The organism is Rossellomorea sp. KS-H15a, from assembly GCF_024195245.1.
GTDB classification, from domain to species: Bacteria; Bacillota; Bacilli; order Bacillales; family Bacillaceae_B; genus Rossellomorea; species Rossellomorea vietnamensis.
This window is the reverse complement of record NZ_CP096886.1, coordinates 1,817,621-1,831,477: the sequence shown is the minus strand read 5'-3', so window position 1 is coordinate 1,831,477 and position 13,857 is coordinate 1,817,621. Positions and strand designations below refer to the sequence as shown.

Sequence of the window (13,857 nt, the reverse complement as noted above, 5' to 3'; positions counted from 1 at the left end):
CCTGACTATTCGATATGTACTGCGTAGAAATCATGTCCTTACTTTTTTACTTTTCAAAAAGCCACAGGTGTATCTTCCATTTACTCGGGTATGAACTCCATCAGCCATGAATCATGGTATACCCCTTCATGAAGCTCATGCTCCCGGAGTATCCGTGCTTTACTATATCCACATTTCTCATAACAGCGAATCGCTCTCGTGTTCCATGTCATCGGATCCATCACGAGGCGGTGGACTCCCTCCTTCTGAAGCAAGTATTCCACCACAGCACGAATGAGCTTTGTCCCGACTCCCTTATTCCAATAATCCGCCTCTCCGATGAATTGATCCGTACCATAAATCACTTCATCCAGATTCGTATAGCCGTAGCGTATCATCGTCTCATGATCGAGCTGGTAATATTGAAGATAACCGATTTCAATTCCTTCATACTCAACTAGACAACTCATGACACCCCTATCCGAGAAGAATTTCTCCTCCACCATCTCGGGTGTGAAAGGGCGATCCCTGCCTTCATAAAATTCCAGGACCACGGGATCCGTCAACCACCTTGAAAGCGTGTACTTATCCCCAGCCACTAACGGACGGACATTCAACTCCCCACTCACGACATTCATACATACAGCACCTCCATAAACAAACCTCTTCCTCTATACATTCATCACAACCACTAAAAAACCCTTCTTTTAGAGGGACGGACCTTGATTCCTAGAACCAGGTCCTAGGAATCAAGTCCGTCCCCCTCCAGTAACTTTGACAAATTTGTGAATCATTTCACAATAAATGTATGATAGGATGTATTTATTAATAGAATATCAGTGAGAAACGTGTTATGATTTGTTTGTGAAATACTTCACAATATCAACGGATTCAATCTTCCCCTCTAACCATCGGGAACGGATGTTACCAATCGCTAGGACAAATTATGAAAGAATAGGTGATGACGTATGACAGTCAAATGCACAAACAAAGTAGCTTTAATCGGTACAGGATTTGTCGGTTCCAGTTATGCCTTCGCTCTTCTCAATCAAGGAATCGCCCATGAGCTTGTGATGATCGACTTGAATAAGGAGAAAGCCGACGGAGATGCACGTGATTTAAATCACGGTCTTGCTTTTGCTTCCCCCATGAAGATTTCAGCCGGGGATTATCGTGATTGTAAAGACGCTGATTTGGTCGTCATCACGGCCGGAGCCAATCAGGCCCCCGGTGAAACCAGATTGGATCTTGTAGAAAAAAATGTGAAGATCTTCAAAAACATCGTAGACTCCGTCATGGAAAGTGGTTTCAACGGAATCTTCCTTGTCGCCACCAACCCTGTCGACATCTTAACCTATGCCACCTGGAAATTCTCCGGCCTGCCGAAAGAGAGAGTCATCGGCTCAGGGACGATCCTCGATACAGCCAGGCTCCGCTACCTGGTCGGCCAGCATTTCGATATCGATACACGAAATATCCACGCCTATATCATGGGGGAACATGGTGACACAGAGTTCCCGGTCTGGAGCCATACGACAGTTGGTGCAAGTCAGTTGAATGAACTGATTGATATGGACAGGGAGAACGTCCAGAAAGACCTCGATGACATTTTTGTCAATGTAAGGGACGCCGCCTATCACATCATCGAACGAAAAGGGGCCACGTACTACGGAATCGCCATGGGACTTGCCCGGATCACCAAAGCCATCTTCAATAATGAAAACAGCATCCTGACCGTTTCCGCCCTCCTTGAAGGAGAATATCAGGAACAGGACATGTATATCGGTGTACCGGCCATCATCAACCGGGATGGAATCCGAAAAGTTGTCGAACTTCCCTTGAATGAAAAAGAAAAGGCCCAGTTCTCCCATTCTGCCCAAACGTTGAAAAACGTCATGAAAAAAGCGCTGGAATCTTAATGGGCCACCTTATCACAGCAGATTAGACACGCACGCCCACTCCCCCTCCTCATAAGATAAAGAGAATTCTTTATGAGGAGGTTCTTCTATGTACGATCACAGACAATTATTCCCTGGTTTTCCCGGGGGAGGACAGGGTTCCGGTGGTGGCTTCCCTGGTATTCCTGGATTTCCAGGCGGCGGTGGTTCAGGCAGCGGTGGTTTCCCAGGCATTCCCGGTTTTCCCGGTGGAGGACAAGGAGCACCAAGCTCACCACCCCCTACAGGCGGGCAGGGGGGACAAAACCAACCACCACCCGGTCCACCACCGAACTTCCAACCGCAAAAAACGGCACTTCAAGGAACGCAGGGTGGACCGAGCACCTTCGCAGTCGATCCGGGTGCCATCAGAAGATGCTTATTCCGTTACACGTATATATGGTTAAGAAGAGATGCTTTCTGGTTCTACCCGGTGTTTGTCGGGCGCCGTTCCATTGCCGGATGGAGATGGATCGGATTCACATGGGTGTACTTCGGCATCGATTTGGATAAAATAGAATCCTTTACGTGCGTGTAGGTGGCGCCATGCACTCAATCCCATACTATCGAACCAATCAATCGAATGGCATCATAACCGTGAGCGGGGAACATACTTTGTATGTCGATCCGGATCAAGCCCTCGTATCGATAGGCATTGTGACGAATGATAAAGAGCTTGAAGTTGCCCAAAACGAGAACAAGCAACTTTCCAATCGGGTCGTTCAGTCCCTTTTAAATAACGGAGTTCGCCGACAGGATATTCAGACGTCCACCTATCAAGTTCTTCCACAGTATCAATTTGAAGATGGAAAACAAACGTTCACCGGTTATGAAGTTCGACAAGTATTCAGGGTCACTGTTAAGTCGATCGAAAAAGTCGGAAAGATCATTGATGATGCTTTAAAGAGTGGGGCCAATCGAGTGGAAAACATTCAGTTCATTCAGTCTAACCCCATCGAATCCTACCAGCAGGCTCTCGCCTTAGCCTATCAAGAGGCATACCAAAAGGCACTCACATTATCCGGCCAATCAAATCAACAGCTTAATCCGCAGCCCAAATCCATTACGGAACAATCCCGGCCTTCAGCCGTTCCCTTTATGAACACCGCCTATTTAAAGGCAGCCGACGAAAGTACGGCCGTTCAACCGGGTCAAATTGCCGTCACAGCCATCATCACAGTAGAATTCAGGACCCATTAAATAAACTGCCAAAGTAGAGAACTACTGAGGCAGTTTTTTTCTGGCATCCACTTTCCATCACTCTTACAAAATACCGCCTACCGACCTCTCTTCAAATCCCCATCCCTCACATAGGCAGCCACTTTTTCTGCAGAAATGGCGACTTCTTCATCACTCAACATCCTGACTCCCTGCTCGGCATATGCAGGCAGGAAGGTCATCCCCGTGAGGTTAGCCATCGCCTGTAATGGTTTCAGCAATTCACTCATGGAATAATGATTATAGCCTCCTGATTGGTAAGCCCCGGCAGGTCCGCCTGTTGAAGTGACAACCAGAAATTCCTTTCCATGGAGCTTCGTCCCTTCCGAACCGTATGCCCAACCGTATTGAAGCACTTGATCCTGCCATTCTTTTAAAATGGCGGGAGTGCTGTACCAATAGAATGGAAATTGAAACACGATGCGATCGTGTCCAAGCAGAAGGTGTTGTTCTCTTTCTACATCAATTTGCATATCTGGATATTCTTTATATAAATGATGGACCGTGATGTTCTCTTCCTTCTCCAGCCGGTCTGCCCACACTTTGTTCATTCTGGATTCTTCAATGGCTGGATGGCCAACCAATACTAATGTTTTCAAATTCTCTCACTCCTTATTTGTATGTACAAATAATAACACATATACATTTGTACATACAAATATTATCTTAAAAATTTTTATTTTTTATTTACCCTATTAAATTTGCAGGTAACTCAATCAGCTATTCACCAAGGGATTTCGATTTGCGCCCGCAGGCTTCCATGGCCGATAATACAGCCCCCTTGAACTGGTGTTTCTCTAAAGCAGCCACTGCTTCAATCGTTGCGCCTCCGGGTGAACAGACCGCATCTTTCAGCTCTCCTGGATGAGTGCCGGTTTCAAGGACCATTTTAGCTGCCCCAAGCACTGCCTGTGATGCCAGCTGATAGGCAAGATTCCTCGGAATTCCCTGGAGGACGGCTCCATCGGCGAGTGCTTCGATAAACATAAACACGTAGGCAGGAGAGGAGCCGCTCACTGCCGGTATTGCATCCATCAAGCTTTCCTCGATCTTTTCCGCCTTTCCGAAGCTTTCAAGGATTGCCTGGACATGTTCCAAATCGCTTTCTGTTATTTCTTCATTCACACAGTATGCGGTCATTCCTTCCCCGACAAGACTCGGAGTATTCGGCATCGTCCGTACGATTTTGGCAGAAGGGGAAATCTGCTCTTCCATCCATTCAATCGTGATTCCAGCCGCAATCGTAATGATGATGCTGTCTTTTTTCAAGGAATGTTTGATGGATTCGATCAGGTCCTTGTATTGATCCGGTTTCACAGCAATGAACACAATATCAGAAAAGGCTGCTACATCCAGATTGTCATCCGTCGCCTTCACTCCAAATTTCTCTCTGACCATATCCAGGGTTTCCTGAGTCCTGGCACTTGCACGAACAGATTGTCTGTCCACCAGCCCGGACTTCAGTATCCCTCCCATGATGGCCTGCGCCATATTTCCACATCCTATAAATCCAATGGTTTTATCCATTTCTTTCACCTCTCGATTTTATGTAAACAGTCTTTAGCATCATACCAAACTTTCCCTTCTATTAACATGTTTCACCTCTTCACTTTAAAAAAAGGCCCCGGGAGACCACTCTACCCTGAGCCTTTCCATCATTCCACCAGCTTCCCGCAATGGGGGCACAGGGATTTAGAATAATCCTTTGGAATCTTTTTATGACAATGACTGCATGTTTTCACATACACTGGCTGATCGAACAGGTCTTCCGACATGCCGTATCCACTCTTGAAGGTCACCCTCATCACCCTGACCAGTAACCCGATGATTCCCCCAGTAATCAGTAAAGCCCAGATCATCTTGTTCGGACTTCACGAAGGATCTTTTCATAATCAAGGTCGACGATTGGTTCATCCTCCTGTAACCTCTCCCTGATTTGGGACAGCAACGACCGCTCTCCATCAGATAAATTCTCAAGATCCCACTTTTTATGGAAGACTGTGTAGAGAGTCAGATCCCTGAGAAGCAGGAAATGGGGGATGCGCTTGACCCATTCGTCATCGATGTCACACTCCGTCAAATATCCTTTAAGAAACGCGATGAGGAATTTTCCCCCGAATCCACTGCGGGTTTCCAGGGTCTCATTCCGAAACTTCCACCATACTGAATAATATAACGGGATGGCCACGTCGCTTACAAAAAAGAATTGAGTACTGTCATCAAAGTCGAATACATGGAGATCTCCATCATGAAAAAAGAAGTTGCCTGGATGGATGTCCGAATGTATGAGTCCAAACGAATCACGTGTCTCTTTAAATCCTCTGATCGTTTCCTTGTTTTGATGTCCTTTACTGATAATGTCCCTGTCTTTATCACTCGTCAAATATTTCTCGTAATCAAGTACATCATCTTGATCCCACCGGTCACGCCCAGCTTCACCCTGCACATACCCCTTCGTTACCCGGTGCATATGACCGGTGAGTTTTCCCCATTTATAAAAAAGGTCATCATCAAATAAAGGATCATCCATCTTCACGGGTTTCCCGGGAGCTTTGTCAAATAAACAGACAAAGAAATGTGTATCCCCCGCCTCCAGTACTTCAACCAGGTTTCCTGCTTCTGAATCATTCACGAGTGAAACATTCACCCCATGTTTATGTAAGTAATTGATCCATTGCAACTCTGCTTCCACTTCCCCTTTTGAACGATGGGAACTATGAGTCAGGCGGAGGATATAGGGAATCTCTCCCCTGTGCACCTCATACACATAGTTTTCGAAATCACCAAGCTTCTTCGCATGATTTGTGTCGCAGCCGAAGCGTGAAGCTGCATCCTTTAATATATCCTCTGTAAAAAGTTCTTGAATCCACTTTTCCATTCTTTATCTCCTAGTCTATGACATGTTCATTTTTTCTTAAAAGAGCCACACGATAAGGGAACAGTTCTGCTGTCATGATACCTTCAGCTACAGTCGGATCTTCTTGCATGAATGCCTTTGCCTGTTCCTCGTCATCCGCTTCAAATACTACGATTCCAAAGGCATTTTCCTCTTCATTTAATGTTCTGCCGGCAAGGATCACTTTCCCATTGTCCGTCCATTCTTTCAAGCGTTCGAAATGACGTTTCACGATTTCTTCATCCCCGGTTGTCCAATTTGCTTCTTGATACAAGCGTGGGATCAACTTTAATACATAAATAAATTCCATTTCTATCTCTCCCTTCACCATGACATATACGACCTGCTCCGTCCATAATCCTTTATTCAGAAATCAAAAAGGCCGCTTGAGTTCGACTCAAGCGGCACTAAAAGGGTTAGTTCTCCTTCATCCAATCGTCCATCACCTGTATGATTTCATCCTGCTGTTCCCACACGGAAATACTTGCTTTCTTGTCACCCTTTTGTGGACCATACACTCCGAATCCTGCATGGTTGCCGCCGTCAATCTTATGGAAGGCCGCTTTAGACGGCAGCAGCTTCTTACTGTTTTCAACGTCATCGCCTGTGGTAAGACCGTCATTCTCTGCATAGATGCTCAGGACCGGCATATCACTCTTGGAGAAATCCGCTGAATTTGTTGGATAGGAGGCCAGGAATATGACACCTTTCACTTCATCTTGATGATCATAGGTATACGATGCCGCAGCCACACCTCCCAATGAGTGACCGGACAGATACCAATCAAGCTTTTCATCGAAATCGCTGATGATCTTTTCAGCTTCATTCATGCCGAAAAAAGCGATATGAAATGGCACCTCAGGGATGACGACGGTGTACCCCTTATCGGATAGAGACTTACCGATATACCCATAAGCCTCCACTTCCACCTTAGCCCCGGGATAAAGTATGACGCCTTTCCCGTTTGAATCTTCACTTTTAAAAATAAGCCAGTCATTTTTTTCCTCTATCAGTGGGTCATCCCCCAGGTGGACTGCCTTCGTCAACTTCTCCGTGGCTGAATACGTTTGTTCTGACCAGATGTAGAATCCCAGAAAACCTACTACAATCACTGCCAAAAGAACAATTCCGGCCCATTTTAATATCTTTTTCATCGGCTCTCTTCCCTTCATAGACACTAAATAAAACATCATTTCCGAATCGTCAAGTCCGATCTGCCGGAAAAACCAGTCCGATCTGCTTTCTGGCGTTATCCATCACCCTGGAGCTGATTAATGAATTCTGGTAAGAATTAATGGGAGATTCGTATTCCCCGCCTTTTTTGATGATGGAAACAAATTCATTTATTTCGTAATACATGTACGGAACGTCCTCTTTTTGAGTATAAACACTTTTTTCTCCATTATGATAATAAAACGTCAGTGTACTGAATTCACCTATTTGATCAATGGTGACGGTTCCTTCCTCTCCTTGGATTTCAGTCGGGATGTGCGTATTTGAAATCTTAGAGAAAGTAGACACCACTTCCATTTCATCGTATTTCATGATGACTGTGCCTGAACCATCGACACCTGAATCCAGCATGGTGCCAGTTGCCTTTATTTCCTTCGGCTCTCCGAATAGAACAACCATGGGATAAATGCAATAAACACCCAAGTCCATCAGGGCACCATTGGAAAAAGCGGGATTGAATGCATTCAGGACCGTCCCATCTTTGTACGCGTCGTATCGGGAAGAATACTTACAGCAGCTGACATTGACTTTCCGAATGGTCCCGATGCTGTGCAGCTTCTCTCTAAGCACCTTGAAATTGGGCAGGAATGTGGTCCTGACCGCTTCCATGAGTAAGGCATCGTTCTCCTTTGCAGCAGCAACCATCTCTTGAACTTCTCTTTCATTCGAAGCCAATGGCTTCTCACATAATACGTGAATGCCTTTATTTAAAAAGGTGATGGCCTGACTGCAGTGAAAGGAATTGGGGCTGGCTATGTACACGGCATCGATAAGATCTTTACTCGCCATCTCTTCTATATCCGTGAACCAGTCGCCGATCCCACGGCTTTCAGCGAATGCCCTTGCCCTCTCTTCGGTCCTTGAGTAAACAGCCTGTAATTGAAAGTCATCCACGCTTTCTGATGCTTGTATAAAACGGTCAGTGATCCAGTTGGTTCCGATGATTCCGAATCTAATCATATATGATCTCTCCTTCTTTCATTCATGTTTATTCTAGTATAGAATGCTAAGTAAAACGATGATTACATTGGAAAGGGGCACTAGAGTGGACAGCCTGGAAAAGAAATGGGCCGGTGAAAAAGCGGCAGAATATATACAAGACGGAATGACGATCGGTTTGGGAACCGGCTCAACCGTTTATTGGACGATTCAAAAATTAGGGGAACTCGTCTCTCAAGGATTACAGATCAAGGCCATCCCCTCTTCAGTGGAAACAGAGCGCCTGGCAAAAAAGGCCGGCATTCCATTGACTACCTTCTCTGAAGTGAACATGTTGGACCTTTCAATTGATGGCGCCGATGAAGTGGATGCCATGTTCAACTTAATAAAAGGGGGAGGTGGAGCATTGGTGAGGGAGAAGTTTATTGATACGTTCACCCGCAAGTTTATCGTTGTCGTGGACGAGTCCAAATTGGTCTCAAAGCTTGGCTCCTTCCCTCTCCCTGTTGAGATCACACCCTTCGGATGGGAAGTGACATGCCGATCACTCGCTGAATTAGGATGCACGCCTGTTCTAAGAAAAAGAAATGATGAACGATTTATATCCGATAACGGAAACTATATCGTGGATTGTCATTTCACGGGCATCGATGCCCCTGCCTCCCTTCACTCCCAGTTAAAACAATTATTAGGTGTCGTGGAAACAGGTCTTTTCATTGACGTGACCGACCTGATGATTGTAGGGAAACAGGATGGCGTGGAGGTTGTCTCACCCAAGAAGAATCTGACATGATGGCACTCAGTACAAAAGCCAACCTTATTGGTTGGCTTTTTGGAATTCCATGTCTTTTTCCCTCATCAAATACTGCAGTGCTGTCCGGAATGTCAGGAAGGTTTTAATCCCTTGAAGCTCCCTCACTCCTGAATTGATCATTACTTGCGTAAGAGCAGGAGTGAAACCGACGAATAGGGTTTCGATCCCCATTAACCCGATCGCATTGGCCATATTATGGATATAGGTGCCGAAGATGTCGATTTCTCCGATTTCTTTTTCTGAAATCGCTGAGAAGTCTACAATGATGGTATTGATATCTCCTCCATATGAGAAGTCCAATATCTTTGAAATGATCATCTCAAAGCGTTCAGGAGTGAGCCTCCCCGTTATGGGAATCAGAATCGTTTCAGGGATGATGGACGGGATGATGGGTGCTGATATATCCTTGATAAGCTCTTCGGATTGTGCCAGCTTTTCTTTCAATTCTTTAACCTCTTGCTTTAATCGTTGAACTTCTTGACTTTCACTTGTCATGACAACCCTCACCGCTTATAGAATGTTTTTAAAGTACCTTTCTCTATTCTAGCACTTTAGATACAGAATAACCTAATGATTTCATATGTAACGAGATAAATAGATTACAATGAAAAACCAGCCTCGTCGGCTGGTTTTTCTCACGCGAATGCCTTTTCCTGCTCCTTGTGGAAGAAACTCTTCATGGCATGGAATACATCGGCTTTTTGTTTAAGGATGTAGTAGCGGAAATCGTCGTTTTTAATATTTTTATAGGCTGACATCAATGTGGAGTGACGATTATACTGATTCACTTCCCCATATCCGAACATGCTGGACACTTTCATTAATTCTTCGACAAGCTTGACACACCGCACATTATCACTCGTCAGGTTATCACCGTCGGAGAAATGGAAAGGGTAAATATTGTAACGGCTTGGAGCATACTTTCCATCTATGAGCTCAAGGGCTTTTCGATAGGCTGATGAACAGATCGTACCTCCGCTTTCCCCTTTCGAGAAGAAGTGCTCTTCTGACACCACCTTGGCTTCGGTATGATGAGCGATGAATTCGATTTCCACGGTTTCATATTTCGTGCGCAGGAATCGGGTCATCCAGAAGAAGAAGCTTCTTGCCATATACTTCTCCCATACTCCCATACTGCCGCTCGTATCCATCATCGCGAGTACAACGGCTTTGGATTCGGGCTTTAATACTTCGTTCCACGTCCTGAATTTCAGATCCTCTGTAAAGATCGGATGAAAGCTTGGTGCTCCTTTCATGGCATTTCGTTTGAAGGCAGACATCATCGTCTTCTTTTTATCTATATTCCCCATTAGGCCGGTTTTACGGATATCATTGAATTCAATATGCTCGACGGTTTGGACATCCTGCTCTTTCTTCTTCAGGTTCGGAAGCTCCAATTGGCTGAATAACGCTTCTTCAATTTCAAGCATCGATACTTCTGCTTCATAATAATCTTCACCGGCTTTGTCCCCGGCCCCTTGACCTTTTCCTGGACCCTGCTGCTGTTGTGAGCCGTCCCTTGCAATGACGTCCCCTACCTGGCTTTCACCGTCTCCCTGCCCGACGTGTTTATTCTTATCATAGTTGTAACGGATTTTATATTCATCTAACGAACGAATCGGGATTTTGACGACGTCTCGGCCATTGGACATGACAATGTTTTCTTCTGTGATCAAGTCTGGTAAATTATTGCGGATGGCATCCTGTACTTTCTCTTGATGTCTTTGTTGATCATCGTGACCTTTGCGGTGGAGGGCCCAATCTTCCTTGGAAATGACAAACTGATGATTATCCATTTGACTCAAATTATTCCCCTCCTTAATTTTTTTCACATTTTTTCATTTTCCTGCATACACTATGTTGACTGTCTAAACTGCACGTATCCCATGAAGTGAAACGGGGATTACTCTATCCTATGCAGAAGTATTGATAAATTTACAAATAATTTCGACAATTAACCGTTCTTTTCTAATCGGACGAGCCTATTTTTCTGACAGGTTGTAATGCCTGTCCCGGATCGATGAGATTCCAAAAAAAATAATCAGGCACTTTCACCTGATTAAGCTTCCTCTTCATATTGAGCCGGGTCTGAAACTCGATTGTTCAACTTTAATTCGCCACTGGAACGTAATTTCTCCATTTGCTTTCCCAGTTTAATGACTTCCTCCATATTGGAGGCCATGCTACCATTGAGAGGTTCCGCTTCTTCCCGGGATTTCGGTGTAAACGACATCCTATCAACCCACCTTCATTTGATAATGGGTCCGGCTCTCTATCTATAGATTATGGTATTCAGAGTTTTCTGTCAACTATCCCTTGTCTTTCTCTTTATATTGAACAGGATCGGGCTGCTTTTTATCCTCTTTCAATTCTTCATTCGTCCTAAGCTTATCCATCTGTTTCCCCAATTGCTCCATCTCTTCCATATCATGCGCCATTGAGCCGTTTTCCGGTTCATAATTTTTATCTAATTCGTGTTTGCTTTTACTCATATCTCTTCACCTCTTGGATACTACTTTTCCCTTTAGATGAGAGATTTAAACAATCCAGAAAAAATCGGAAGATGCCGAAGCACCTCCCGATTGTACGTCTATTAACGATTCAACAGGCTGCCCACATAGCGCAGTAATTCATTGGCGGATGTTGAGTTATAGCCATGTTCATCGATGAGGCGGGCAACCACTTCGTTGACTTTTTTCAGCTGCTGTTCGTCTGGCGTTTTAGATGATGTCGTGATTTTCACAACGTCCTTCAAGTCAGCGAATAGCTTCTTCTGAATGGCTTCTCTCAGGCGATCATGGGAATTGTAGTCGAATCGCTTCCCTTTACGGGCATAGGCAGAGATTCGGATCAGGATTTCTTCACGGAATGCCTTCTTCGCATTTTCTGAGATACCGATCTGCTCCTCTATGGAACGCATCAGCTTTTCATCTGGATTGATTTCTTCACCGGTTAACGGGTCATGAAGCTTTGCTTTGTTGCAGTAGGCTTCAACATTATCAAGATAGTTATCCATAAGCGTTTTCGCAGACTCTTCATACGAGTACACAAAGGCTTTCTGCACTTCTTTCTTGGCGATATCATCATACTCTTTCCGGGCAAGGGAGATAAAATTTAGATATTTTTCCCGAAGCTCATTGGTGATCGATGGATGTTGGTCCAGACCTTCCTTCAAAGCCCGGAGAACATCCAACGCGTTAATGGTCGGTACTTCTTTTCGAATGATCGTAGAAGAGATACGGTTGATCACATAACGCGGATCGATACCGCTCATTCCTTCATCCTGATATTCCTTTTTCATTTCGTCCACGTCAGCGGAGTTAAACCCTTCTACATTTTCGCCGTCGTACAGGCGCATTTTCTTGATTAAATCGATGTCACCGCGCTTCGGTTCCTTCAGTCGTGTCAGGATCGTGAACATCGCTGCGACCCTTAATGTATGAGGAGCCACGTGGACGTTCGAAACATCACTTTCGTTGATCATTTTTTCATATATCTTCTCTTCCTGGGTAACCTTCAAATTATACGGGACCGGCATGACGATGATACGTGAATGCAGGGCTTCATTCTTTTTATTCGAAATGAAGGATCGGTACTCGGTTTCATTCGTGTGAGCCACAATCAGCTCGTCGGCAGAAATCAGGGCAAACCGGCCTGCTTTGAAGTTCCCTTCCTGGGTAAGAGATAATAAGTGCCATAAGAACTTTTCATCACATTTGAGCATTTCCTGGAATTCCATCAAACCACGGTTCGCTTTATTTAATTCCCCATCAAACCGGTAGGCACGCGGATCGGATTCTGAACCGAATTCTGCAATCGTCGAGAAATCGATGCTTCCTGTTAAATCGGCGATATCCTGTGACTTTGGATCAGATGGACTGAATGTACCAATTCCAACACGTTTATCTTCAGAGAAGAAGACTCTTTCCACTTGGACGTCTTCAATGCGGCCCTGGTATTCTTTCTCCAGACGCATTGTATTCAACGGAGAGAGATTTCCTTCAATTCGGATGCCATACTCTTCATAGAAATCTTCACGTAAATGCTGAGGGATCAAATGCAGCGGGTCTTCATGCATCGGACAGCCTTTAATGGAGAATACTCCTCCTCTTTCAGTCCGTGAATACTGCTCGAGTCCCCGTTTCAACATGGAAACGAGTGTCGATTTCCCTCCACTTACAGGACCCATCAATAATAAGATCCTCTTTCTCACGTCTAATCGTTTCGCAGCAGGATGAAAGTATTCTTCAACGAGTCTTTCCAGCGCCTCTTCTAAGCCAAATAATTGATTGCTGAAGAATTTATACTTCCGTTTCCCCTCGACCTCCTCGACTCCGGCATCTTTAATCATATTAAAGACTCTTGAATGAGCAGACTGCCCGATCCAAGGCTTCTCTTTCAGCAGGTCTAAATACTGAGCAAACGTCCCTTCCCATTTCAGTTTCTCTTCTTCTTCTCGGTAATGTTCAATTCTTTTTAAAATATCCATAAGGACCTCCCCCTGTCGCTTAATGAGAGACGATTAATATACTCTATGCGCTTGTTCACCCGAACATGTTAATAAGATATTTTAATTCAAGACAAACGGTCGATATTCGCTTCATTCATTGGAATAGAGACATAAATATGAAACGCTTTCTCTTTCGACCTTCAAACTTTCACAAAACAGCAAAAAAAATCCAACTTTCGTTCACATCAATTTGAAAATAGGCTATACTAAAGACAGACTGTGGAATAAGTAAACTGGGAGGTTGCAAAAACATGGGTACTGTCATGATCGTAGGTGTATCTTTAACGTTCTTAGTAGCGATTTTCACTGCTGGATATAACGATAAACCGGG

General features: G+C 44.6%; 17 protein-coding genes. 4 read left to right on the top strand and 13 right to left on the bottom strand.

Going from position 1 to position 13,857, the window contains the following annotated elements:
- Positions 1-80 precede the first annotated feature (80 nt).
- Positions 81-617, bottom strand: coding sequence for a GNAT family N-acetyltransferase (locus M1J35_RS09465; protein ID WP_079534760.1), 537 nt, complete (start codon positions 615-617; stop codon positions 81-83).
- 330 nt (positions 618-947) lie between these two features.
- On the opposite strand from M1J35_RS09465, the gene M1J35_RS09460 reads away from it, so the two are divergent.
- The 3 genes from M1J35_RS09460 to M1J35_RS09450 all read left to right on the top strand — a co-directional run bounded on the left by M1J35_RS09460 (position 948) and on the right by M1J35_RS09450 (position 3,116).
- Positions 948-1,898 (top strand): L-lactate dehydrogenase, encoded by a 951-nt coding sequence (locus M1J35_RS09460; RefSeq protein ID WP_034760262.1) that lies wholly within the window; start codon positions 948-950, stop codon positions 1,896-1,898.
- An 88-nt stretch (positions 1,899-1,986) separates the two neighbouring features.
- Positions 1,987-2,454, top strand: a complete 468-nt coding sequence (locus M1J35_RS09455) for a hypothetical protein (protein ID WP_254653499.1) — start codon at positions 1,987-1,989, stop codon at positions 2,452-2,454.
- Between the two features lie 8 nt (positions 2,455-2,462).
- The gene (locus M1J35_RS09450; RefSeq protein WP_254653498.1) at positions 2,463-3,116 is read left to right on the top strand and encodes an SIMPL domain-containing protein; all 654 of its coding nucleotides are present in this window, start codon (positions 2,463-2,465) and stop codon (positions 3,114-3,116) included.
- Positions 3,117-3,193: 77 nt separating this feature from the next.
- On the opposite strand, the gene M1J35_RS09445 is transcribed toward M1J35_RS09450, so the two are convergent.
- The 7 genes from M1J35_RS09445 to M1J35_RS09415 form a co-directional block, all read right to left on the bottom strand.
- Positions 3,194-3,733 (bottom strand): NAD(P)H-dependent oxidoreductase, encoded by a 540-nt coding sequence (locus tag M1J35_RS09445; RefSeq protein ID WP_254653497.1) that lies wholly within the window; start codon positions 3,731-3,733, stop codon positions 3,194-3,196.
- A 121-nt stretch (positions 3,734-3,854) separates the two neighbouring features.
- Positions 3,855-4,661 carry a pyrroline-5-carboxylate reductase gene (proC, locus tag M1J35_RS09440; protein ID WP_254653496.1) on the bottom strand — a complete coding sequence of 269 codons (807 nt, stop codon included), beginning with the start codon at positions 4,659-4,661 and terminating at the stop codon, positions 3,855-3,857.
- Between the two features lie 128 nt (positions 4,662-4,789).
- Positions 4,790-4,993 (bottom strand): hypothetical protein, encoded by a 204-nt coding sequence (locus M1J35_RS09435; protein WP_224520604.1) that lies wholly within the window; start codon positions 4,991-4,993, stop codon positions 4,790-4,792.
- A complete protein-coding gene (locus tag M1J35_RS09430; protein WP_254653495.1) occupies positions 4,990-6,012 on the bottom strand; it encodes a phosphotransferase enzyme family protein in 1,023 nt (340 codons plus the stop codon). The genes M1J35_RS09435 and M1J35_RS09430 overlap by 4 nt, the downstream gene beginning before the upstream one ends.
- Positions 6,013-6,022: 10 nt before the next feature.
- Positions 6,023-6,340, bottom strand: a complete 318-nt coding sequence (locus tag M1J35_RS09425; protein ID WP_224520606.1) for a YciI family protein — start codon at positions 6,338-6,340, stop codon at positions 6,023-6,025.
- A gap of 106 nt (positions 6,341-6,446) precedes the next feature.
- Complete coding sequence (locus M1J35_RS09420) at positions 6,447-7,184, bottom strand: alpha/beta hydrolase (protein ID WP_254653494.1); 738 nt, start codon at positions 7,182-7,184, stop codon at positions 6,447-6,449.
- 49 nt (positions 7,185-7,233) lie between these two features.
- The gene (locus tag M1J35_RS09415) at positions 7,234-8,223 is read right to left on the bottom strand and encodes a Gfo/Idh/MocA family protein (protein WP_254653493.1); all 990 of its coding nucleotides are present in this window, start codon (positions 8,221-8,223) and stop codon (positions 7,234-7,236) included.
- Between the two features lie 85 nt (positions 8,224-8,308).
- Here M1J35_RS09415 and rpiA point away from each other — a divergent pair, with 85 nt between their 5' ends.
- The gene (gene rpiA, locus M1J35_RS09410; RefSeq protein WP_305882339.1) at positions 8,309-8,995 is read left to right on the top strand and encodes a ribose-5-phosphate isomerase RpiA; all 687 of its coding nucleotides are present in this window, start codon (positions 8,309-8,311) and stop codon (positions 8,993-8,995) included.
- Between the two features lie 24 nt (positions 8,996-9,019).
- Here the strand turns inward: rpiA and M1J35_RS09405 are convergent, their stop codons facing one another.
- The 5 genes from M1J35_RS09405 to M1J35_RS09385 all read right to left on the bottom strand — a co-directional run bounded on the left by M1J35_RS09405 (position 9,020) and on the right by M1J35_RS09385 (position 13,505).
- A complete protein-coding gene (locus M1J35_RS09405) occupies positions 9,020-9,511 on the bottom strand; it encodes an STAS domain-containing protein (protein WP_224520609.1) in 492 nt (163 codons plus the stop codon).
- 140 nt (positions 9,512-9,651) lie between these two features.
- Positions 9,652-10,812, bottom strand: a complete 1,161-nt coding sequence (gene yhbH, locus M1J35_RS09400; RefSeq protein WP_371928753.1) for a sporulation protein YhbH — start codon at positions 10,810-10,812, stop codon at positions 9,652-9,654.
- A gap of 263 nt (positions 10,813-11,075) precedes the next feature.
- Positions 11,076-11,249 (bottom strand): hypothetical protein, encoded by a 174-nt coding sequence (locus M1J35_RS09395; protein WP_098441226.1) that lies wholly within the window; start codon positions 11,247-11,249, stop codon positions 11,076-11,078.
- Between the two features lie 76 nt (positions 11,250-11,325).
- Complete coding sequence (locus tag M1J35_RS09390) at positions 11,326-11,508, bottom strand: hypothetical protein (protein WP_254653492.1); 183 nt, start codon at positions 11,506-11,508, stop codon at positions 11,326-11,328.
- Positions 11,509-11,609: 101 nt separating this feature from the next.
- A complete protein-coding gene (locus M1J35_RS09385) occupies positions 11,610-13,505 on the bottom strand; it encodes a PrkA family serine protein kinase (RefSeq protein WP_034760298.1) in 1,896 nt (631 codons plus the stop codon).
- Positions 13,506-13,857 lie beyond the last annotated feature (352 nt).